The sequence below is a fragment of the Nocardia spongicola genome (assembly GCF_047200775.1).
GTDB lineage: Bacteria > Actinomycetota > Actinomycetes > Mycobacteriales > Mycobacteriaceae > Nocardia.
Genome location: NZ_JBJZOO010000001.1, coordinates 1,073,602 through 1,092,666, shown reverse-complemented (window position 1 = coordinate 1,092,666; position 19,065 = coordinate 1,073,602). Strand labels below are relative to the sequence as shown.

The window sequence follows — 19,065 nt, the reverse complement described above, 5'->3', positions numbered from 1 at the left end:
AGGTGGGTGCGGGCACGCCGTACCGAGCCGACGGCATGTGGTGGCGGTCGCCGGGCTCCGATCGTTGTGCCGGTGGTTCCGCCGATCCGCGCAGCCGCTTATTTCGCGCTGTGCGCGCGGGAGCCTAGCGACTGAAGGAATATCCAGGCGTCGGCGACGATCTCATCGAGATCGTTGTGCTGCGGACGCCAGCCGAGCTCGTTGACGGCGCGCTCGCTGGAGGCGATCAGTACCGCGGGATCACCGGGGCGGCGTGAGGCATCCCGCACTGCGATCGGCAGTCCGGTGACGCGTTCGCAGGCCGAGATCACTTCGCGCACGGAGAATCCGGCGCCGCTACCGAGGTTGTAGATACGGTGGGTACCTGCTTCCGAGGTGGTGAGTGCCAGCAGATGGGCTTGGGCCAGGTCGCGGATGTGGATGTAGTCCCGGATCGCTGTGCCGTCCGGTGTGGGCCAGTCGGTGCCGAAGACCGAGATCGCCTCGCGGTGCCCCGCCGCGACCTGCAGCACCAGCGGGATGAGATGCGTTTCCACCAGCCGGTTCTCACCGAGAGCGCCATACGCGCCCGCGACATTGAAATACCGCAGGCTGGTCGCTGCCAAGCCGTATGCGCTCGCGTAGGAGGTGATGGCGTGGTCGATGGCCAGCTTCGACGCACCGTAGGGATTGGTCGGCGCGGCCGGGGCGTCCTCGGTGATCGGTACCTGTTCGGGTTCCCCGTAGACGGCCGCTGTGGAGGAGAAGACCAGGCGCGGTGTGCCTGTGCGTCGCATCGCCTCCAGCAGTTCGAAGGTCTTCACCACATTGCCGTGCCAGTATTTCTCCGGTCGCTGCATCGATTCACCGACCAGTGACTGAGCCGCGAAATGCAAGACACCGTCGATGGATTCGGCGTTCAGCAGTGCGGGGACGGTCACCGCTATATCGCCTTCGACGAACCGGGCGCCGGAGGGAACGCCCTCCGCGTTGCCGGTGGACAGATCGTCGACCACGATCACCTCGTGCCCGGCCTCACACAGAACCTGGGCGCAGACCCCCCCTACGTATCCGGCGCCACCCGTGACCAGAAGTTTCACGGGTCAGACCAGCCTTACCCGCACGGCGTGCGCCATTTCATCCGGAAGTTCGAAACCGCTGTGGCCGGGTACGGTGATGACGACCGCGTTGGGCTTGGTCTCGACCGTGACGCGTGCGTCGGGCACCACACCTGCTTCCCGTAACCGGCCGATGACCTCCGGGTCTGCCTGGATATGTTCGGCGAGTCTGCGCACGACGACGGCGTGCACTCGGCCGTGCGGCAGATCCGACAGCCGCACCAGATTCTCCTCGGAAGTGGTCTTCGGCACGACACCGAGTTCGTCCAGGCCGGGGATGGGGTTGCCGTAGGGGGAGGTGGTCGGATGGTTGAGCACTTCGACCAGACGGCGCTCGACGTCCTCACTCATCACGTGCTCCCAGCGGCAAGCCTCCGCATGGACGTTCTGCCAGTCGAGCCCGATGACATCGACGAGCAATCGCTCGGCCAGCCGATGCTTGCGCATCACCGCGATCGCCATGCTGCGCCCTTTCTCGGTCAGCTCGAGATGACGGTCTCCGGCGACCAGCAGCAGACCGTCGCGTTCCATCCGCGCTACAGTCTGGCTCACCGTCGGGCCACTCTGTTCGAGGCGCTCGGCGATACGGGCGCGCAGGGGCACCACGCCCTCCTCCTCGAGATCGTAGATGGTACGGAGATACATCTCCGTGGTATCGACCAGATCCTTCACCTGTTACCCCTTCGTCGGCACGGATTCTACCTACGAACGACGGCACTTCCGTGTGCCGGATCGTGTCGCTCCGTACTGTGCGCGTCCGCTCCGCTTGCACTCGATACCCGGCAAGCGGCCGTGATCGCCCTCGTTTTGTATTTGTACTGCATACGAACGCTGCACGGGGTCCAGTGCTTCCCGCTAGCGTTGCGAGCATGGACACTGCACCGCGCGGCGAATCCCCGGCGGCGGCTTCACCCGGTAGGAGCGGACCGGGAACCGTTGTCTGGACCGAGCGGTTTCTGGACTACACCTGGACCCCGGAGCATCCTATGCAGCCGGCGCGCCTGAAGTTCACCATGGCGCTCGCGGACGGTCTCGGTGTGCTCGATGGGGTGGAACTGCTCGAACCCGCTACCGTGGATCGGCCGGACCTGTTGCGCATCCACACACCCGATTATCTCGACGCGGTCGAACACGCCGTGCGACCCGTCGGTTCGCATGTGGCACCGCCGTATGGCCTGGGGTCTGCGGACAATCCGGTGTTTCCGCGTATGCATCAGGCGGCGTCAACCATCGTCGGCGGTACCTTGGCCGCGGCGAGGGAGATCGCGGAGGGCCGTACCGCCCGCGCGGTGAGTATCGGCGGTGGCATGCATCACGCACAGGCCGATTCGGCTGCCGGATTCTGCATCTACAACGACGTTGCCGTGGCCATCTCCTGGTTGCTCGACCACGGTTTCGACCGGATCGTCTATATCGATATCGATGTCCATCACGGCGACGGGGTGCAGCGGGCCTTCTACCGCGATCCGCGAGTGCTGACCATCTCGGTGCACCAGCATCCAGCGACCTTGTGGCCCAATACCGGATGGCCGGAGGAGACCGGTGCTGGAGTGGCTGAGGGGACATCGATCAATCTGGGGTTGGTGCCCGGTATCCGGGATGCGCAGTGGTTACGCGGTTTCCATGCGGTGGTCCCCGGTGCGGTGGCGGCGTTCCGGCCGCAGATCGTGGTCAGCCAGTGCGGTGTGGATACGCATCGGGAGGACCCGCTGGCGGACTTGGAACTCACCGTGGATGGGCAGCGCGCGGCCTTCCGTACCATGCGGGATCTCGCCGACCGGTATGCCGAAGGGCGCTGGTTGGCCGTAGGGGGCGGCGGATACGGCTTGGTCCGAGTGGTGCCACGGGCCTGGACCCATTTACTGGCCATCGTATTGGATCGCGATATCGACCCGGCGACATCGATACCGGAGAGCTGGATCGAGGCAATCCGGGTGGCGGCGCCGCGGGTGGATCCGCCACGCACCATGAGCGACGGCGGTGATATCGCCTATCGTCCCTGGGACGGCCCAGGCGGGTCGATCGGCGATGCGCAGATCGACCGCGCCCAGCGCGCCGTCGATCTGGCGGTGCTTGCCACCCGCCGGGCTACCTTCGGACTGCTGGGTCTGGATCCGGAGGATCCTCGTGACTGACTTCCCCGATCCGCTGGATACCCCGGTGCGCCCGCCTGCTCCGCCGCAGCATTGGTTTGCCGACGTACTGGCCTCCGATGGCGGCGTCGTGCGGTTGCGGCCGATTACCCAGGATGATGCCGGACGGCTGCAGGAATTCCATCACGCGCTGTCCACCCGCACCAGATATCTACGGTATTTCGGTCCGTACCCGCGGATCTCCGCCAAGGAGCTCTACCGGACCACACATCTGGACTACCACGATCGGGTCGGTCTGGTGCTGGAACTGGGCGAGGCGATCGTGGCGGTAGGTCGTTACGAGCTGCTGAATCGCCGCGGGCCGCGGGCCGCTGAGGTCGCGTTCGTGGTAGCCGATGGGCACCAGGGCCGCGGGTTGGGCTCGATTCTGCTGGAACATCTGGCAGGCGCCGCGGCCGAGAACAAGATCGAAACCTTTGTCGCCGATGTGCTCGCGGAGAACAGCGTGATGGTGACGGTTTTCCGGGACGCGGGATATCAGGTCCAGCGCAGCAGAGATGGCTCGGTCCTGCATCTGGAGTTCGATATCGACCCGACCGAAGCGCTGCTGTCGGTGCGTGATTCGCGTGAGCGTGCTTCCGAAGCGCGCAGTGTGGGCAATCTGCTTGCCCCGCGATCGATCGCGGTCATCGGCGCCACCCCTGCCACAGGGCGGATCGGCAGAGTGGTACTGGCCAACCTGCTGTCTGGCGCTTTCCAGGGACCGATATTCCCGGTGAACCCGCATCACAAGTCCGTATGCGGGGTGCGCGCGTATGCCACCGTACGGGAGATCCCGGACGAGATCGATCTCGCGGTGGTCGCGGTACCCTCCGCGGCGATCGCGTCGGTACTCGACGACTGCATGGCCAAAGGTGTCAAAGGGCTCGTGGTGTTGACCGCTGGATTCGCCGAGACCGGCCAAGGTGGTGCCGCGGCCGAACGTGAGCTGATCACTGCCGCGCGCGGTCATGGGATGCGGGTGGTCGGACCGAGTGCGCTCGGCATCGCGAACACCGACCCGGCGGTGGCCATGAACGCGACGTTGGCCCCGGTGCTGCCAGCGCGGGGGCGAATCGGATTCTTCTGCCAGTCCGGGCCATTGGGTTCGGCCATTCTCGTCGCGGCCGCGGCGCGCAATCTCGGCCTTTCGACATTCGTGTCGGCGGGCAGCCGCACCGATCTCTCCGATAACGATCTGCTTCAGTACTGGGATAGTGACCCGAATACCGACATGGTGCTGTTGTATCTGGAAAGTTTCGGCAATCCACGCAAGTTCTCCCGGATCGCGCGCCGGATGGCCAGGAGCAAGCCGATCGTCGCGGTGAGCAGTGGCCGCTTGACGGCCCAATCGGCCGGTGACATGGACCGCTCGATCGTCCGGGATTTGTTCGCGCAGGCGGGCGTGGTCCAAGTCGATTCGATCGCGCAACTCTTGGACTGTGCCGCCCTGCTCGGTTATCAACCCCTCCCTGGTGGGGCGCGGCTGGCAGTGGTCGGCAACAGCGTGGCGCTCAGCTGGTTGGCTATCGGCGCGGCTCAGGCCGAAGGGCTGCGGATCGCCGAGCCGGTGAATCTGGGGCCACAGGCGACACCGGGAGCCTATCTGGACGCGCTGGTCGCGGCGCTACGCTCCGATGAGGTCGATGCCATCATCGTTATCTTCGCGCCCCCGGTACCGCTGCCGACCGCCGGATTCGCCGATGCGATCCGCACGGCGGCTGCCGCCGTCCCCGGTGCCGAGAAACCGATTCTCACCACCTTCGTCGCCGAGCACAGGATCCCGAATCTGCTCGCGGTACGTGGTCCTGGTGCCGATGCGGTCCGTGGATCGATTCCGTCGTACCCCGATCCCGAACGGGCCGTACGGGCATTGGCCCGGGTATGGCGGTATGCCGAATGGCGGGCCAGACCCGTATCTCCGGTGGTGCGACCGCATGGAATGCATACCGACCGTGCCCGTCGGTTGGTCTCGGGCTGGATGGCCGGATCGGGCGGTCGCTGGCTCAACGATCTGGAGACCGCGGAGTTGCTTGCCTGCTACGGCATTTCCGTGGTGGAGTTCCGTGAAGTGCACACTGCTGACGAGGCGGTCGCGGCCGCGGACGAGCTCGGCTATCCGGTGGCAGCCAAGGCGACCGGTGAATTGTGGCGGATCAGACCGGATCTCAACGGCGTTCGGCTCGATCTCTGGAGACCGGAAGCAGTGCGGCAGGGGTACGCCGATCTGGTCGCTCTGTGTGGTGATCCGGTCCTGCATATCCAGAAGATGGCGACTAAAGGGGTCGGCTGCATCTTGCGCGTGCAGGACGATCCGTCTTTCGGCTCGGTGATCGAATTCGGCCTCTCCGGCCTGATCATCGAACTGCTCGGCGATCGTGCTTATCGGGCATTGCCGCTGACCGCCGATGAGGCGGCCGCGCTGATCGACGCCCCGCGTGCCGCACCCTTACTGTCAGGAACGCCGGCGAGCCCGCGCGTCGACAAAGCTGCTCTCGCCGAGCTGGCTCAGCGTATCTCGGCCCTCTTCGACGACCTGCCGGAGATGCGGGATCTGTACTTCGACCCCGTGCTGGCCTCGCCGAACTCGGCCGAGATCATCTATGCGCGCGGGCGCATCGGCCCGGAACCGAGCCGGTTCGATACCGGTCCGCGGCGACTGGGGTGAGAACGTGGGGTGAGAACGCCGATCGGGGTGCGGATCGGCGGTACGACACCACCGACCGGCTCGCGGTGCGCCCGGAGGGGGACGGGCGCACCGCGAGCCGGTCGGTGAGGGAGGGCGGACACTACGGCAGGGGTGCCGAGCCGGCCATCCGCGCTGTCGACGAAGGTGCTGGAGCGATGATCAGCTGGCGTAGGCCCGCAGCCGGTCGGCCCGCTCACCCTTGCGCAGTTTGGACATGACTTCCCGCTCGATCTGGCGCACCCGCTCCCTGGAGAGCCCGAAGAGCTTGCCGATCTGGTCAAGGGTGCGTGGCTGGCCGTCGTCCAGGCCGAAACGCAGCCGGATGACCTGCTGTTCGCGTTCGTCGAGGGTGGCGAGCACACTACGCACATCGTGATGCAGCAGACCGGCGATAACCGTGGACTCGGCCGAGGTGGCCTCGGAATCCTCGATGAAATCGCCCAGCGGGGCTTCTTCGTCGTTGCCTACCGGCATATCCAGGCTCACCGGGTCGCGGCTGTGGTCGAGCAGATCGGAGATCTTGTCCACGGGAATGCCCGATTCGGTGGCCAGTTCCTCGTCGGTGGCTTCCCGGCCCAGCTGCTGGTGCAGTTCGCGTTTGATTCTGGCCAGCTTGTTCACCTGCTCGACGAGGTGGACAGGCAGGCGGATGGTGCGGCTCTGGTCGGCCATACCACGGGTGATGGCCTGCCTGATCCACCAGGTGGCGTAGGTGGAGAATTTGAAGCCTTTGGCGTAGTCGAACTTCTCCATGGCCCGGATCAGCCCGAGGTTGCCCTCTTGGATGAGGTCGAGTAACGGCATGCCGCGGCCGGTGTAGCGCTTGGCGAGTGAGACGACAAGACGCAAGTTGGCCTCGAGCAGATGCGACCGGGCGGCCTGACCTTCGCGCACGATCATGGCCAGATCCCGCTTGCGGCCTGCCGACAGCCGCTTCCCGGTCTCCAACAGATGCTTCGCGTAGAGGCCCGCCTCGATGCGCTTGGCCAGCTCGACCTCGTCAGCAGCCGTGAGCAGGGCCGTACGACCGATCCCATTCAGGTACACACGTACCAGATCGGCGGCGGGGCTCTGGGCGTCGAGGTCCGAATCGCTGGCGCGCACACGAGTTGTGGCGGGGCTTGTCATGACTTGCCTCCTGTCGGTGGTGTCTCACTCCGATCAACGGACCCGACAAGAAGAAAGTTCCCCGTCTCCACTGGCGTAAACCGCTCTGAGCTGCGGATTTACCCACTATCATCTGAGAAGTTCCTGAGAAGCAGTTCGGGTGCGGAACAACCTGTGGCCGGGATTTCGTGCGTGTCCTGCGACTACACCGGCCGGATCAATCCGTGCCGCACCAGCCCGAGGACCACGGCCAGCGCATCAGCCGCGAACTCGGTGGTCACTTCGGTGAATCCATGGGCAAGCGCCAGTAGTTCGACCAGTTCCCGCAAAGGCATACCATCGGCGCGCATTCCCGCCAGTAGCGTGGCGATGGGCTCGTCCACCTCGTGCTGCCAGCGCGGGCCGTCACCGCGATGCAGGCGCACCACCTCGGGTGTCCAGCCGTCCAGGCCCGGCAGATACACCCGCTGCAGAGCGGTCGCCTTATCGACCACGAAACGTGCGGACCAGGCGAGATCAGGGTTCCCGGCCACGGCTCGCAGCCAGGCCGAGCGCTCGAAATACCTGATGGCTTCCTGACCGAGCGGGTCATCGAAACTGTGGGTGAGGTCCTCGGCGAGCAATTCGGTGGGCTCGTCGGTGGCGCGCAAGTAGACGAAGCCGAAGCCGATCCCTTCGACGCCGGCGGCCTCGAAGGCGTCCAGCCAGTGCTCCGCGCGGGCGCCGGCGGCCGGATCACGTGGATCCGAGCCCGCGTCGCGTAACCACGTGCCGACGTAGAGGGCGGGATCGGCGATATCGCGCTGTAGCACCCAGGCGTCGACACCGTGCGCGGGTAACCACGAGGAGACTCGCTCGCGCCAGTCCTCGCCATCGATATGCGCCCATGCGGCCAGCATCGCGCCGGTGCCGCCAGGAGCGAGCAGGTCGGCGGCCTGTGCGATCACCAACTCGCTCGCGCCGTCGAGCGCGAGTCCCGAATCCCGATAGGTGTGCTCGATCCGGGCCGGACCCACCACGAACGGCGGATTGGCCACCACTTGGTCGAAGCGCCTGCCCCGGACCGGTTCGAACCAGGAGCCTTCGACCAGTTCGATGTCCAGTTCGTTGAGTGCGGCAGTGGCTTCGGCCAGCCAGAGCGCGCGGGCGTTGACATCCGTCGCGGTCACGTGTTCTGCGTAGCAGGTGGCGTGCACCGCCTGCACTCCACAGCCGGTACCGAGGTCGAGCACGGTGCCGACCGGGCGGGTTGGCGTGGCACGCAATAGCGAGAGCGAGGCATGGCCGACGCCGAGCACATGGTCTTCGGTCAGTGTGCGCCTGCGCATCGAGTCGTCCAGGTCGGACAGAATCCACCGTGTGCCCGCGCCCGCGTCCAACGGCCGGAGGTCGAGTGCCGCCCGCACCTCGGAGCCTGCGCGGTCCAGCAGCCCCGCGGCCACCGCGCGGTCGAGATCTACCGGTGCGAGCGCGGCGGCCACCTCCGATTCGGGCAGTGCGTCACCGAGCAGCAGCAGGCGGATGAGCGTACCCAGTTCTCCTGCCTTGCGTGCCGCGCGGCGTACGGGAACCGGCTCACCGCGCCCAAGTGCCGCATGCGCGTCCCCGAGTGCCACGAACAGAGTGTCGGCGTCGTAGCCGACCCTGGTCAGGGCGATCCGCAGGTCTGGGCACAGCGCGGTGAGCAGCGATCCGGTGGTGGTCGATCGGTTCGTCGTAGGCACACCGCTACTGTGCCACTGCAGTACACCGGCATGGTCCGGCTGCCTGCCGCGATACCACACCTCGTGGCCGGGGCCGGATCGTCATATGCGGCGGTGTCTGCTGCCGGAGAGGGCGATGCTACGCACCAGGCGTACGCACCACGGTCAGGAAAGCGATTCAGCGATCGTTCGGGTCTCGGTCGGTGACACAGTACGGCGTGCCGCTCGGGTCGCTCAGGACGATCCAGTGCTCATGGCGTTGGAGCACGGTCGCGCCGAGCTTCTCATGCCAGAGGGCGGTGGCCTCGATATCGTTCGTGGCCAGGTCGACATGGGCGCTCGCGGGCCGGTTCTCGTCGAGGCGCTGCAACAGCAGCTGTGCTGGCAGCTGCTTTCCGGCGCGCAGCCGGGCGAATTCGGGGCGCTCGCCGGGCAGGCAGGTCCAGCCGGTCAGCGAGGTCCAGAAACGGGTTTCGATCTCGTGATCGGCGGGGCCGACATCGAGACAGACCTGGTCCAGGCGCGACAGTGTGCCGTCGGGAGTGCGTACGGCGGGCGCGGGGGTGCGCGCGGTCCGGCCGCAGGGGGTGAAACAGAAGTTCTGGCCGCAGGGGGAACGCAGTACGGCATAGTCGGGGTGGTTGGCGACCAGCTGGGCGCCCAGATCGAGCCCGGTACGGACGGCAGCCGGAATGTCATCGACATCGATGTCGATGTGCACGCCGCCGAGGCCGGTCACCGCCTGCATCTTGACACTCGCCGCGGCGAACAGCGCAGGATCGGGCAAGAGGGTGCGGAACTCGTCGTTCGCGCCACGTGGGGGCGAAAGCCGAGTATCGGTGACCGCAGACCAGAACCTCGCGCAATCATCGAAGTGTTGCGCCGGACGATCCAGGAAGACCCAGATCCACCGAATCATGTTCGCTCCTGTCCAGTGCCCCGCAATACCCTAGGTCTGCCCACTGGGCTTGTCGAGCAGGTAGCGGTGCTCGGGCGGGTGGCGTGTCGGCGAACTCGATCCGCGAGGCAACCCCACGAGGGAACTTCAGCCTTCGATAGCGCCGTGTGAGCCGGATTCGAGAGCTGGGCGATGCCGATCCCACCGGCTGGGTTCGTCTTTACGGCGGGGCGGGCGGTCGTTGGCGATCAGCACCGCGATCCATGGCAGCGGGATGGACGCGGCGATGATCAGGATGGACAGCAGTGGACTGCCGAACGTGCTGTAGGCGATCGCGGCGAGGACCAAGCACGGAATGCGGAACGCCATGATGAGCGTGTACCGACGTACTCTGGCGCGTTGCTGATCCTCCAGGGAGGGCGCCGCCGCGGTGATCAGCGCCGGGTGTTTGTCGTCGCTTCCTGGGAAGTATCCGGAGGAACGGCGGGCCTGCGTCGGCATCGTCACCTCGGGGTGCCCTGCGCGGTCGCGGTCGTCGGCGGATGCGGAGTCGCCGTGCTGTTGCATACCCCTGAGTCTTCCACTAGCGGGGTATCTATGCATATACCGCGGTCGGCTCCTCGATCCTGTGATGCGGCATCATGGAGTGCGTGAGCACCGACACCATGGTTCGCCCTGATACGACGACCGACGAGACGACGGGCGACGACACCCCGAAGTTCTTCCACTATGTGAAGAAGGACAAGATCGCCGAGAGCGCCGTGATGGGCACTCATGTGGTCGCGCTGTGCGGAGAGGTTTTCCCGGTGACCCGCTCGGCCAAGCCTGGCTCTCCGGTATGCCCGGACTGCAAGAAGATCTACGAGGGCCTGCGTAAGGGCGACTGAGGCCGGGATCTCGGCACCGCGCTCTCGGGTCCTGTGATGCCTATCGCGCGGGCTGTGCCGGTTTGGCGACACGCCGTACCGGCCCGCTAGGGTCTTCTGCGTGACTGGGTCGAGTGGCGCTGCTGCGGCGGGAGAAGCAGAAACGCTGGGCGATTCGACAACCGCAGGCGATGCCGCAACTGCGGGTAAGGCCACCGCGGCTCCACTTCGTGCCTGGCAACGGCGGGCTTTGACGAAGTACCTCGCGACAAAGCCACGGGATTTCCTCGCGGTGGCCACACCAGGAGCGGGAAAGACCACGTTCGCGCTGCGCGTGGCCGCGGAACTGCTTGCCGACCGCACGGTGGACCAGATCACGGTGGTCGCGCCGACCGAACACCTCAAGCATCAGTGGGCCCACGCCGCTGCCAGGAGCGGAATCGCGCTGGACTCGCGGTTTTCCAATGCGACAGGTGGTACATCGGGTGACTACCACGGGGTGGTCGTCACCTATGCGCAGGTCGCCGCGCATCCCTTCCGGCACCGGGTACGCACCGAAAACCGTCGGACGCTGGTCGTTCTCGACGAGATCCACCATGCGGGCGATGCCAAGAGCTGGGGTGAGGCGACGGCGGAGGCATTCGGCGATGCCACCCGACGCCTCGCGTTGACCGGAACCCCGTTCCGCAGCGACGACAGCCGGATTCCGTTCATCGTCTACGAGCCCGACGAATCCGGTTTTCCGAAATCACGCGCCGATCATTCCTATGGCTACGCCGAGGCACTCGCCGACGGCGTGGTGCGGCCGGTAGTCTTCCTGGCCTATTCCGGTGAGGCGCATTGGCGCGACAGCGCGGGGGAGGAGTACTCCGCGCGTCTCGGCGAGCCGCTGGCCGCCGATCAGACCGCCAGGGCCTGGCGCACCGCACTGGACCCGGCAGGCGACTGGATCGCCGCTGTGCTGCGTGCCGCCGACATCCGGTTGCGTCAGAAACGCGCCTCCGGTATGTCCGATGCCGGTGGATTGGTGATCGCCACCGATCAGGAGCGTGCTCGTGACTACGCCGAGCTGCTGGAGCACATCTCGGGGGAGCGGCCCGCGCTGGTGCTCTCCGACGACCCTTCCTCCTCGAATCGGATCGCGGAGTTCAGTAACAGCACACAGCCGTGGATGGTCGCGGTGCGCATGGTCTCGGAGGGGGTGGACGTGCCGCGCCTTGCTGTCGGCGTGTACGCGACCAGCGCCTCGACCCCGCTGTACTTCGCTCAGGCGATCGGTCGTTTCGTGCGTGCCCGTAGGCCGGGCGAGACCGCGAGTGTGTTCCTGCCCTCGGTGCCGGTACTGCTCGATCTGGCGGCGCAGCTGGAGGTGCAGCGCGATCACGTCATCGGCAAGCCGCACCGGGAGAAGAACGGCTTCGCCGACGAACTGCTGACCGAGGCGAACAAACAGAAAGACGAGCCGGGCGAAACGGAGAAGTCCTTCGTCGCCTTGGCCGCGGATGCCGAACTCGATCGGGTGATCTACGACGGCTCCTCCTTCGGTACGGCTACCTTTGCCGGAAGCGATGAGGAGGCCGACTACCTGGGCATACCGGGATTACTCGATGCCGAGCAGATGCGCGCTCTGCTCCGGGACCGGCAGGCCAAGCAGGTAGCCGACCGTAGTGTGGTGGTGGCCGTGCCCGATCCGGGTTCTGCGGTGGCCGCGGCCTCGGAACGTGCCGCCACCGCCGATCGGCTGGGTGAACTGCGCCGTGAGCTCAACAGTCTGGTGGCGATGCACCATCACCGCACCGGTAGACCACACGGTGTGATCCACGGTGAGCTGCGTCGCGAATGCGGCGGTCCACCGACCGCGCTGGCCACCGCCGAACAGCTCAGCGAACGTATCGCCGCATTGCGCCGGAAGTAGCCCGGTAGCGCTTCCTCGGCGGCGAAAGCGGACCGTGCGTTCCCGAACACCCGACCCCGGATACCCGAGCAGCGGACGACCTGTGGGTCGCCCGCTGCCGGAGGAAACGGTGTTCTGTTGTCCGATGCTGTTATCTCAGGACGCGAGGAGCGGGATCAGAGTTCGGGAGCCGACTCCGTGTCGATCACGGCGTCCAGCTCACGCAACCGATCCATGTGTTCATTCGCGTGGTGCTGGCAGAAGAGCAACTCTCCACCCGCGGGCAGTACGGCGCGCACCCGGGCGGCCGCCCCGCAACGGTCGCAACGATCGACCGCGGTCAGTGGGGTGCTTGTCAGGGTTCCTGGCATGACTCCTCCGTCCTGGCTCCCGGCCGAACTGACCGTTTGCCTGGTGTGGGGCCCGTGGTCACTCACCACGAGCTCGCTACCGCTACTTCCCAGCAGGGGTAGGACTACTCTGTCAGACGTTCGGGACGGGGGACTTTGTTCCCGCGAGTGATGCAGTGTGTTTTCGATAACATGACCAGGTATATCGCTACGGGTGAGCACCACAGGCCAAGCTCTCGAAGAGCACTCGATCACATCTCGATCGGCCGATCCAGTTGTCTACCCGGAGATTACCCGTGATCTACAACACTCACACGCTTGTTCACCTATGTACTTCTGGCGAATGGTTTTCCGCTCGGCAAACAGATGGATATTGTCCGCCTTCGCTCGATGTGGCGGGGTTCATCCATCTCTCGGCGGCGCACCAGGTGCACGTGCCCGCCAATCTGCTGTTCGCGGGTAGGCACGATCTGGTGCTGTTGTGTATCGACCCGGATCGTGTGGAGTCGCCGATCAGGTGGGAGCCTGGTGAACCAGATGATCCGGAGTCCATGCTCTTCCCACATCTGTACGGTCCGCTGCCGCTGGAGGCGGTCGTCGCGGTCGAGCGCTACCTGCCCGGCACGGACGGAACCTTCGCGCCACTGCTCGCATGACCACCGGTCGCGGCACTCGCGCCCCACGATGGCGGCTTGAACCTGTGACCGCACGCCGAGTTTCAGCAGTACGCGCGAAACGCGCGTTTCGACCGTTGTCTCGCCGATGAACAGCCTGCGTGCGATCTGCGCGGTGGTCGGACCATCACCGAGGCAGTCGAGCACTTCGCGTTCCCGGTCGGTGAGATCGGCCGATCCAGCCGGACCCGGATGCACCGCAGCGTGTTTCGATATGGCGAACGCCGTGATCACCGCCTTGGTCTGTGCCACAGCGATCTTGTCGTCGGGGGCCTCGCCCACCACGTCGATATCGGCCTCCGTCGCGAGGGCCATCCGCGGGACCGCACGGGTTGCCGCGTGATCATCGGCGATCACCACCCGAATCCTCAGAACGCGCTCACGGAGTCGAGCGGCAGCTGGACAGGCACTTTCCGGGTGTCGGAATCCCTTCCGGCACAGACACTTCCGCCGAGTGCTGCGGCACGCTCGCGTATGTTCGCCAGACCGTTGTGCCCGGTAGGCGCCGATAGCACGTATGGCTGTATCGCTGTGGTGTGCCGCCCCATCGGGCGAAGTAATGACCGAACCGTTTACCGATCCGCATATCCGGTTAATCTGGAGAGCGTGAACGTCGATGTCACCGCATTACCCGGGATTGGTGTCCGCAAGGACTTCGAAGTCCGCTCCGGTCGCCGAATCGGCGTGGTCGCCCACCGTGATGGTGATATCGATCTGATCGTCTCCAAGCTCGACGATCCCGATGCCTGCGCCGCGCAGATTCCCTTGACCACCGATGAGGCGGCGGTACTCGCCAACCTGCTCGGTGCGCCACAGCTGGTCGCCAAGCTCAACGACGATCATCGGGACCTGCCCGGAATCACCACCCGTCAGCTGCCCATCGGCGAGGACTCTCCCTACGACGGTCGTGCCTTGGGGGAGACCGAGATGCGTACCCGCACGAAGGTCTCCATCGTCGCGGTGATGCGGGCAGGGCAACTGCACCCCTCACCCGACCCCGACTTCATTTTCACCACGGGCGATCTGCTCGTTGTTGTCGGCACCCCGGAGGGGTTGGAGGCCGCCGCGAAGATATTGACGCACGGCTGAGCCGTGACGGACACCGCGCTCGCCCTGATCGAGCTCGGAGCGGTTTTTCTCGCCCTCGGCATGATGGGCCGTATCGCGGCCAGGGTGGGTATGTCGCCGATTCCGCTGTATCTGCTCGGCGGAGTCGCCTTCGGACAAGGGGGGGTCCTCGAGCTCAGAGCGTCCTATGACTTCGGTCATGTGGCCGGCGAGATCGGCGTGGTGCTGCTGTTGTTGCTGCTCGGCCTGGAGTACACAGCGACAGAGCTGATGACCGGGTTGCGGCGTTCGTGGCCTGCCGGATTGCTCGATATCGCGCTCAACGCGACACCGGGCGCGGTAGCGGCACTCCTGCTCGGCTGGGGTATCGAAGGTGCCATCACCATGGCGGGCATCACCTATATCTCCTCGTCGGGCATTGTGGCGAAGATGCTCGACGACCTCGGGCGCCTTGGTAACCGTGAGACACCGGTGGTCCTGTCTATCCTGGTGTTCGAGGATCTGGCGATGGCGGTGTACCTGCCGATCCTCACCACAGTCCTGGCCGGGCTGAGCTGGGCCAGCGGAATGCGTGCGCTGGGGGTGGCGCTGTTGACGGTCACGCTGGTGTTGGTGGTCGCACTGCGTTACGGCCGCCATGTCTCGGCAGTCGTGGTCAGCACCGATCGTGAGGTGTTCCTGCTCACGTTGCTCGGCGCGGCGCTGTTGGTGGCCGGCATCGCCTCGGTGCTGAGTGTGTCGGCGGCGGTCGGGGCGTTTCTCTTGGGTATCGCGATCTCGGGATCGACCGCGCATGCCGCGGCGAAACTGCTCGAGCCGCTGCGCGATCTGTTCGCGGCGATCTTTTTCGTGGCTTTCGGACTGAGCACCGAGCTGAAGTCGATTCCGCCGGTGCTGAGCTGGGCTATCGCCTTGGCAGTGATCACCTTGGTGACCAAGGTAGCTACCGGATGGTGGGCCGCCGCGCGGCAAGGTGTCCGCCGGATGGGCCGGGCCAGGGCAGGTGCGGCGCTGGTCGCGCGTGGTGAGTTCTCCATCGTCATCGCGGGACTGGCGGTGAGCACGGGTGCGATCGATGGGCAGCTCACCGCGCTCACTTCGACGTATGTGCTGCTGATGGCAGTGCTCGGTCCGATAGCGGCGCGGGTGGTCGAGCCGGTGGCCGGGTTGTTGCCCCGCGCGCGTCCTGAGCCTGTGGTGCCCTGATCAGTCTTATGTGGTCTCGCCACGTTGGGCGGTAGTGCGCTCGACCCGGTGCCAGAACCGGGTCGCGAGCGCACCGTACGCCAAGCCGATCGCGGCGGCGCACAGATGGCCGTAGTCGGTGAATGTGGGATCGAGGTACAGCGTGATCCCGAGTGCGAGGAGGATCGTCACCGCCCATACCAGCCGTGCCACGCCGTGGAGCCGAAACGCCAGTGCCGCGAGGACGGCGGAGAAGCCGTAGCTGGTACCGACATCCGCCGCGACAGCTACCCGTAGTGGTATCAGGTCGTGGTCGATGGCATGGGCGATGGTGGTGACCGTCAGCAGCGTCGCTCCGATATGCCCGGTCGCGAACAGCAGGATCCAGCGCGTGGTGCCCAGCCAGCGCTCCGCGTACGCCATGATGATCAGCAAGCTCGCGATGGTTGCCCAGGGGAAGCCACCTTCGATCCAGAATGCCGAGGCCACCAGCACTTGTACCGGGTTGTGCCGCATATTGTGGAGATTGGTCGAAGCGGAGAGGATCAGCCTGCGCTCCACCGATTCCCCTACCCCGCGCAGCGTCCACCAGGTGACGAAGACGGTGAACGCGTATGCGGTACTGGCGGGGGCCGCCCCCAGATGTGCTCGCAGCGCGGGCAGGATTCGCCGCGGCAGTCCGGGTCGACGCAGCCATGCCCGCACCCCGCGCAGTTCGGTACGTAGTTCGATGGTCTGCGTCCAGGGCGACCGCAGCCCATGCGATGCCGAGGAAGCCATTCCGCAAGTCTGCCGCGTGAACGTGATGGAGTGCTGAAGCACCATCCGGTGTGCGCTGCACCATGGCCATGAGCGGTGACCGTAACGCCGCCCGCATACCTGGGCAACGTTTCTTCCCGATAAGGCGCCATGCTGCTGAACATGCCCGTATTCGGCGCCGCGGTAGTCGCCACGTTCTCGGTCGATCCGGTGGTCGCGGGCTGTGCCTTCGTGGTTTTCTGTGGCTTCATGGCTTACTTTGGCCTCTATAGCCGCCATCGTTTGGTGGCGAGCTCGCCGGATGAGGAGTTCGCGGTGCTCGCCCGCGCCGAGGAGGATCTGGAATGAGTCGCTACGTCCAGCAGGTGCGCGGGACCACCTACCGTTTCGGCGGTCTGGTCGAACTTTTGGCCAAGGCGACCCCACTACGCAGTGGCGACCAGCTCGCCGGTTGCGCCGCGGAATCCGACGCCGAGCGTGCCGCCGCCCAGTGGGCGCTGGCCGAGGTGGCGCTGACCGAGTTCCTGCTGGACCCCGTGGTGCCGTACGAGACCGATGAGGTCACTCGGCTGATCCTGGATACTCACGATCGCAGTGCGTTCGCACCGATCGCGCATCTGACGGTGGGTGGTCTGCGGGACTGGTTGCTGGCCGTCGCCGCGGGCCGGGACGCCGCAGTCCGATTGCGCGCGGTCGCGCCAGGGCTCACGCCCGAGATGGTCGCCGCGGTCAGCAAGATCATGCGCAATCAGGACCTCATCGCTGTCGCTCGCGCCGCCGAGGTGACCACCGGTTTCCGCACCACCATCGGCCTGCCGGGAACCATGGCCACCCGCTTACAGCCCAACCACCCCACCGACGATCCACGTGGTATCGCCGCCGCGGTACTCGACGGATTACTGCTCGGCTGTGGCGACGCGGTGATCGGCATCAACCCCGCCGGTGATTCACCGCAGGCCACTGCCGATCTGCTGCGCTTACTCGATGAGGTGCGCACACGCTTCGGCATCCCCACTCAATCGTGTGTGCTTTCACATGTCACCACCACGATCGGATTGATCGAGACGGGTGCTCCGGTGGACTTGGTGTTCCAATCCGTTGCCGGTACCGAAGGCGCGAACACGGGTTTCGGGGTGAACCTCGCTCTGTTGCGTGAGGCGAACGAGGCAGGCCGTGCCCTTGAGCGCGGTACGGTCGGCGATAACGTGATGTATCTGGAGACCGGACAGGGCTCGGCATTGTCGGCCGACGCGCACCATGGGACCGGCGGCTTACCCGTCGACCAGCAGACACTGGAGGCCCGAACCTACGCGGTGGCACGCGAGCTGGACCCGCTGTTGGTCAATACCGTGGTCGGTTTCATCGGCCCGGAGTATTTGTACGACGGCAAGCAGATTATCCGCGCCGGCCTGGAAGACCATTTCTGCGGCAAACTGCTCGGCCTGCCGATGGGGGTGGATGTCTGCTACACCAATCATGCCGAAGCCGATCAGGATGACATGGACACGCTGCTGACCCTGCTCGGCACGGCACGATGCGCTTTTGTCATCACTGTTCCCGGTGCCGACGACATCATGCTCGGCTATCAGAGCCTCAGTTTTCACGACGCGCTGTATGCCCGCCAGGTATTGGACCTGCGGCCTGCCCCGGAATTCGAGGCGTGGCTGGCCGGTTTGGGCATGATCGACGCGAGCGGGCGGGTTCTCCCGGTGGAACCGCTCACCTCGCCGTTGCGTGCCGTGGCGGCCGCCCGATGAGCTCGTCGGATCAGCGGCCGAGGCCGGATATCGTTCCACCGAATACCGCGGTGACCGAACCCGAGGGCGAGTTCGCGGAAAGTGCTGCTACACAGGAATTTTGGCAGGATCTTCGGCGAACGACCCAGGCAAGGATCGGTCTCGGCCGCACCGGTACCGCCTTGCCGACCACGCGACTGCTGGAATTCGGTGCCGCGCACGCGGCCGCGCGCGACGCTGTCCATCAACCGTTGGATCTGGCGGCGCTGGCCGAACGGGTAGACACGATTGGTCTCGGCGCCGCCCGGCATGTCCCCAGCCGAGCCCGCGACCGCGCCGAATATTTGCGCAGACCGGATCTGGGCAGGTTGCCGGCCGAGGGCGCGCTCGAGTCCCTTCCTGGTTCCGGCGCCGATATCGGATTCGTGCTCGCGGACGGTCTCTCGCCGCGCGCTCTCGCCGACCACGGCCGAGCCACAGTTGTCGCGCTCGTCGAGGAACTCGCGCCACGTTATCGTCTTGCCCCGCCGGTGATCGCCACCCAGTCGCGAGTGGCACTCGGTGATCACATTGCCGCGGCCATGGGGGTGGCAACGGTTGTTGTGCTGATCGGGGAACGTCCCGGTCTGTCGGTCGCGGACAGTCTGGGGATCTACTTGACCCATCTGCCTCGGCCCGGTCGCACCGACGCCGACCGCAATTGTGTCTCCAATATCCACCCGCCGGAGGGAATGAGTTACCGACAGGCCGCGCGCATCGTCGGGGGCTTGGTGGCGGGTGCCCGGGTGCTCGGCCGCTCGGGCGTTGACCTGAAGGATACGTCGAGGGCCGCCGCGATCGACTCCGGTGTGGTCATTTCGGTCGAGCCCTGACAATCTGGTGTGGGCCACCGAATGCTTGTTCGGTG

The 19,065-nt window shown here is 65.8% G+C and carries 17 protein-coding genes and 2 pseudogenes; 10 read left to right on the top strand and 9 right to left on the bottom strand.

The window, feature by feature from the left end; translation table 11 throughout:
• Positions 1 to 98: 98 nt before the first annotated feature.
• Both galE and ACL02S_RS04765 read right to left on the bottom strand, forming a co-directional pair.
• Positions 99 to 1,079 (bottom strand): UDP-glucose 4-epimerase GalE, encoded by a 981-nt coding sequence (gene galE, locus ACL02S_RS04770; RefSeq protein ID WP_412801015.1) that lies wholly within the window; start codon positions 1,077 to 1,079, stop codon positions 99 to 101.
• A 3-nt stretch (positions 1,080 to 1,082) separates the two neighbouring features.
• Complete coding sequence (locus tag ACL02S_RS04765) at positions 1,083 to 1,769, bottom strand: iron-dependent transcriptional repressor DtxR (RefSeq protein ID WP_412801014.1); 687 nt, start codon at positions 1,767 to 1,769, stop codon at positions 1,083 to 1,085.
• 197 nt (positions 1,770 to 1,966) lie between these two features.
• On the opposite strand from ACL02S_RS04765, the gene ACL02S_RS04760 reads away from it, so the two are divergent.
• Together ACL02S_RS04760 and ACL02S_RS04755 are read left to right on the top strand one after the other, a co-directional pair.
• Positions 1,967 to 3,232, top strand: a complete 1,266-nt coding sequence (locus ACL02S_RS04760) for an acetoin utilization protein AcuC (protein WP_412801013.1) — start codon at positions 1,967 to 1,969, stop codon at positions 3,230 to 3,232.
• A complete protein-coding gene (locus ACL02S_RS04755; protein ID WP_412801012.1) occupies positions 3,225 to 5,897 on the top strand; it encodes a bifunctional acetate--CoA ligase family protein/GNAT family N-acetyltransferase in 2,673 nt (890 codons plus the stop codon). The genes ACL02S_RS04760 and ACL02S_RS04755 overlap by 8 nt, the downstream gene beginning before the upstream one ends.
• 180 nt (positions 5,898 to 6,077) lie before the next feature.
• Here the strand turns inward: ACL02S_RS04755 and ACL02S_RS04750 are convergent, their stop codons facing one another.
• From ACL02S_RS04750 to ACL02S_RS04735, 4 genes are all read right to left on the bottom strand, one after another.
• Positions 6,078 to 7,046: a sigma-70 family RNA polymerase sigma factor gene (locus tag ACL02S_RS04750; RefSeq protein ID WP_412801011.1), complete on the bottom strand. Its 969-nt coding sequence runs from the start codon at positions 7,044 to 7,046 to the stop codon at positions 6,078 to 6,080.
• Positions 7,047 to 7,228: 182 nt separating this feature from the next.
• Entirely contained in the window at positions 7,229 to 8,749 is a 1,521-nt protein-coding gene (locus tag ACL02S_RS04745) for a DUF7782 domain-containing protein (RefSeq protein WP_412801010.1), read from the bottom strand.
• Positions 8,750 to 8,906: 157 nt separating this feature from the next.
• Positions 8,907 to 9,647, bottom strand: coding sequence for a VOC family protein (locus tag ACL02S_RS04740; RefSeq protein ID WP_412801009.1), 741 nt, complete (start codon positions 9,645 to 9,647; stop codon positions 8,907 to 8,909).
• A 126-nt stretch (positions 9,648 to 9,773) separates the two neighbouring features.
• Positions 9,774 to 10,127, bottom strand: coding sequence for a DUF3099 domain-containing protein (locus ACL02S_RS04735; RefSeq protein ID WP_503129045.1), 354 nt, complete (start codon positions 10,125 to 10,127; stop codon positions 9,774 to 9,776).
• A 140-nt stretch (positions 10,128 to 10,267) separates the two neighbouring features.
• On the opposite strand from ACL02S_RS04735, the gene ACL02S_RS04730 reads away from it, so the two are divergent.
• Both ACL02S_RS04730 and ACL02S_RS04725 read left to right on the top strand, forming a co-directional pair.
• The gene (locus tag ACL02S_RS04730) at positions 10,268 to 10,513 is read left to right on the top strand and encodes a DUF3039 domain-containing protein (protein WP_412801007.1); all 246 of its coding nucleotides are present in this window, start codon (positions 10,268 to 10,270) and stop codon (positions 10,511 to 10,513) included.
• 145 nt (positions 10,514 to 10,658) lie between these two features.
• Positions 10,659 to 12,407 (top strand): DEAD/DEAH box helicase, encoded by a 1,749-nt coding sequence (locus ACL02S_RS04725; RefSeq protein WP_412801107.1) that lies wholly within the window; start codon positions 10,659 to 10,661, stop codon positions 12,405 to 12,407.
• Between the two features lie 155 nt (positions 12,408 to 12,562).
• Here the strand turns inward: ACL02S_RS04725 and ACL02S_RS04720 are convergent, their stop codons facing one another.
• Positions 12,563 to 12,757, bottom strand: coding sequence for a DUF7455 domain-containing protein (locus tag ACL02S_RS04720; RefSeq protein ID WP_412801006.1), 195 nt, complete (start codon positions 12,755 to 12,757; stop codon positions 12,563 to 12,565).
• 275 nt (positions 12,758 to 13,032) lie between these two features.
• Between ACL02S_RS04720 and ACL02S_RS04715 the strand changes: the two genes are divergently transcribed.
• Entirely contained in the window at positions 13,033 to 13,392 is a 360-nt protein-coding gene (locus ACL02S_RS04715; RefSeq protein WP_412801106.1) for a DUF952 domain-containing protein, read from the top strand.
• A gap of 39 nt (positions 13,393 to 13,431) precedes the next feature.
• Here the strand turns inward: ACL02S_RS04715 and ACL02S_RS04710 are convergent.
• Positions 13,432 to 13,725 (bottom strand): annotated as a pseudogene (locus ACL02S_RS04710) (response regulator transcription factor); the annotation flags it as partial.
• 291 nt (positions 13,726 to 14,016) lie between these two features.
• On the opposite strand from ACL02S_RS04710, the gene ACL02S_RS04705 reads away from it, so the two are divergent.
• Both ACL02S_RS04705 and ACL02S_RS04700 read left to right on the top strand, forming a co-directional pair.
• A complete protein-coding gene (locus ACL02S_RS04705; RefSeq protein ID WP_412801005.1) occupies positions 14,017 to 14,499 on the top strand; it encodes a cation:proton antiporter regulatory subunit in 483 nt (160 codons plus the stop codon).
• A gap of 3 nt (positions 14,500 to 14,502) precedes the next feature.
• Positions 14,503 to 15,684 (top strand): cation:proton antiporter, encoded by a 1,182-nt coding sequence (locus ACL02S_RS04700; protein WP_412801004.1) that lies wholly within the window; start codon positions 14,503 to 14,505, stop codon positions 15,682 to 15,684.
• Positions 15,685 to 15,690: 6 nt separating this feature from the next.
• On the opposite strand, the gene ACL02S_RS04695 is transcribed toward ACL02S_RS04700, so the two are convergent.
• The gene (locus ACL02S_RS04695) at positions 15,691 to 16,443 is read right to left on the bottom strand and encodes a rhomboid-like protein (RefSeq protein ID WP_412801003.1); all 753 of its coding nucleotides are present in this window, start codon (positions 16,441 to 16,443) and stop codon (positions 15,691 to 15,693) included.
• Between the two features lie 147 nt (positions 16,444 to 16,590).
• Between ACL02S_RS04695 and ACL02S_RS04690 the strand changes: the two are divergent.
• From ACL02S_RS04690 to eutC, 3 genes and pseudogenes are all read left to right on the top strand, one after another.
• Positions 16,591 to 16,770: pseudogene (locus ACL02S_RS04690) on the top strand (ethanolamine permease); the annotation flags it as partial.
• Positions 16,767 to 18,179 (top strand): ethanolamine ammonia-lyase subunit EutB, encoded by a 1,413-nt coding sequence (locus ACL02S_RS04685; protein ID WP_412801002.1) that lies wholly within the window; start codon positions 16,767 to 16,769, stop codon positions 18,177 to 18,179. The pseudogene ACL02S_RS04690 and the gene ACL02S_RS04685, both read left to right, overlap by 4 nt.
• Positions 18,176 to 19,030: an ethanolamine ammonia-lyase subunit EutC gene (gene eutC / locus ACL02S_RS04680; protein ID WP_412801001.1), complete on the top strand. Its 855-nt coding sequence runs from the start codon at positions 18,176 to 18,178 to the stop codon at positions 19,028 to 19,030. The genes ACL02S_RS04685 and eutC overlap by 4 nt, the downstream gene beginning before the upstream one ends.
• The last annotated feature ends 35 nt before the right edge of the window (positions 19,031 to 19,065 follow it).

What these genes read in the sequence shown, in the direction of transcription:
- ACL02S_RS04760 (WP_412801013.1), top strand. Translation starts at nt 1,967, where the DNA reads ATGGACACTGCACCGCGCGGCGAATCCCCGGCGGCGGCTTCACCCGGT.
- ACL02S_RS04750 (WP_412801011.1), bottom strand. Translation starts at nt 7,046, where the DNA reads ATGACAAGCCCCGCCACAACTCGTGTGCGCGCCAGCGATTCGGACCTC.
- ACL02S_RS04740 (WP_412801009.1), bottom strand. Translation starts at nt 9,647, where the DNA reads ATGATTCGGTGGATCTGGGTCTTCCTGGATCGTCCGGCGCAACACTTC.
- ACL02S_RS04735 (WP_503129045.1), bottom strand. Translation starts at nt 10,127, where the DNA reads ATGCCGACGCAGGCCCGCCGTTCCTCCGGATACTTCCCAGGAAGCGAC.
- ACL02S_RS04730 (WP_412801007.1), top strand. Translation starts at nt 10,268, where the DNA reads ATGGAGTGCGTGAGCACCGACACCATGGTTCGCCCTGATACGACGACC.
- ACL02S_RS04720 (WP_412801006.1), bottom strand. Translation starts at nt 12,757, where the DNA reads ATGCCAGGAACCCTGACAAGCACCCCACTGACCGCGGTCGATCGTTGC.
- ACL02S_RS04695 (WP_412801003.1), bottom strand. Translation starts at nt 16,443, where the DNA reads ATGGCTTCCTCGGCATCGCATGGGCTGCGGTCGCCCTGGACGCAGACC.
- ACL02S_RS04685 (WP_412801002.1), top strand. Translation starts at nt 16,767, where the DNA reads ATGAGTCGCTACGTCCAGCAGGTGCGCGGGACCACCTACCGTTTCGGC.
- eutC (WP_412801001.1), top strand. Translation starts at nt 18,176, where the DNA reads ATGAGCTCGTCGGATCAGCGGCCGAGGCCGGATATCGTTCCACCGAAT.